This is a genomic window from Dolichospermum sp. LEGE 00246, assembly GCF_015207865.1.
Classification (GTDB): domain Bacteria; phylum Cyanobacteriota; class Cyanobacteriia; order Cyanobacteriales; family Nostocaceae; genus Dolichospermum; species Dolichospermum heterosporum.
Genome location: NZ_JADEWA010000663.1, coordinates 1 through 2,012 on the forward strand (window position 1 = coordinate 1; position 2,012 = coordinate 2,012).

Consider the following 2,012-nt stretch of genomic DNA (forward strand, 5'->3'; position numbering starts at 1 on the left):
ACTTCATATAAAGAATAATGTGTAGACACAGCTTTATATTTCCTGACTTTCCAAAAAACCTCTTGAGGACTAGAAATAACTTCTACTGTAATTTGTGCAGATTTACCACCTTGTAAAACTGTAAATCCTACTCTTTCTAAGGCGCGAATTGTCCAAATAGCAGCAACACCTTCACCTATTAACTTAACTTCCCCTTTATATGGTATATTTAGATTAAATTCCCCAGAAAAAATATTAAATTCCACCCCTTCACTGCGGAAAGTATCAGCAAATGCACCACTTAATATCAAATCTTCTGGTGCGCCAACGTGGAGAATACCATTATTTCCTAACAGCCAAATTTTATCAGCAAGGCGCAAAGCTAAATCTAAATCATGGGTAGAAAGCAGAATCGCTTGATTTGTATCCCGTGCTAATTGACGTAACAATTGCATAATTTCCACCCGGCGTGGTAAATCTAAAAAAGCTGTAGGTTCATCCAATAACATCACCATAGGCGACTGCGCTAAAGCCCTAGCAATCATAATTTTCTGTCGTTCACCATCACTTAATTCACTCACATTCCTTTGGGCTAAATTTACCGCCCCCACAGATTTTATCGCCCAATTAATAATATTTTCATCTTCAGATGATAACTTTCCCCACCAGTCAGTATAAGGATATCTGCCCATAGTTACCAAAGCATAAGCTGATAACATTCCCACATCAATTTTTTCAGTCAATACCAAACTTAAACGTTTTGCTAATTCCTGTGGTGGTAACTTATAAATATCATCTTCTAACAGTTTAACTTCCCCAGCAATTGGTGGTTGCATTCCTGCCAGAGTTCGCAATAAAGTAGACTTACCAGCACCATTAGGACCAAGTAGACAAACTAATTCTCCTGTTTGCAAAGATGTAGAAATATTAGATGCAACATTCCGAATAGTTTTCTGGGAAGTCTTATAACCAATAGTCAAATTATGAGTTTTCAGAATTGAGTTACTCATGACGGAAAAGATTTTTGAGAGTTACGTTTGAGAATTACCCAAGTAACAACAGGAGTTCCTATCAAAGCAGTAATAGCATTTAACGGTAAAACCATTTGATTTATCAGAATTTGGGAAACCAAATCAGCAAATAAAGCTAAAATTGCCCCCATAATGATAACACTAGGAATTAATATCCGATGATCTGAAGTATTAAAAAGACTACGACAAAGATGAGGAATTGCCACACCTAAAAATGCTATCGGTCCACAAAAAGCAGTAATCGCTCCTGCTAATATAGAAGCACTACTAATCACAGAAAATCTAGTTTTCTGCACTGTCAACCCTAAACTGCGTGCATAAGATTCACCTAATAAAAGTGCATTTAAAGATTTTGATTGCAGCACAGCAATTAATAAACCTACACAAATAACTGGAGTTAAAATAGCTAATTGTTGCCAAGTTACCCCAGTGAAACTTCCAAAAGTCCACATTATATAACTTTGAATCCGTTCTTGTGAACTAAATTGCAACAAAATACTTACCATTGCACTAGTCGCATATCCAAATAATAAACCTAAAATTAATAAAGTCATTGTATCTTGTACACGACGAGAAACAACTAACATCAACCCTAATACTGATGCTGCACCAAAACTTGCCGCTATGACTAAACTAAAATCACCAATCATTCCTAAATCAGTTAATAACGTCGGTACAGTCACACTTGCTGTCAGCAAAATTAATGCTACTCCTAAACTTGCACCAGAACTAATTCCTAATACAAAAGGACCCGCTAAAGGATTTTTAAATAAAGTTTGCATTTGCAAGCCACTTACCCCTAAAGCTGCACCAGCTAACGTTGCAGTTAAGGCTTTAGGTAGACGAAATTTGAGAATAATATTTGTCCATGTTGTTTTTTCTGCTTCTTGTCCCAGCAAGATATTCATAACCTCATGAATGGGAATATTCACAGCCCCAAAACCTAAATCCAGTAAGAAGGCCAAAATTAAACATAGTAGTAAAATTGAAAAAATCAAATAT

The 2,012-nt window shown here is 35.9% G+C and carries 2 protein-coding genes; both read right to left on the minus strand.

The window, feature by feature from the left end; genetic code table 11:
- On the minus strand, positions 1 to 989 hold a 989-nt coding region (locus IQ228_RS25265), incomplete at its 3' end, for an ABC transporter ATP-binding protein (RefSeq protein ID WP_193964888.1).
- Positions 986 to 2,008 carry an iron ABC transporter permease gene (locus tag IQ228_RS25270; protein ID WP_228044079.1) on the minus strand — a complete coding sequence of 341 codons (1,023 nt, stop codon included), beginning with the start codon at positions 2,006 to 2,008 and terminating at the stop codon, positions 986 to 988. The genes IQ228_RS25270 and IQ228_RS25265, both read right to left, overlap by 4 nt.
- Positions 2,009 to 2,012: the final 4 nt, after the last annotated feature.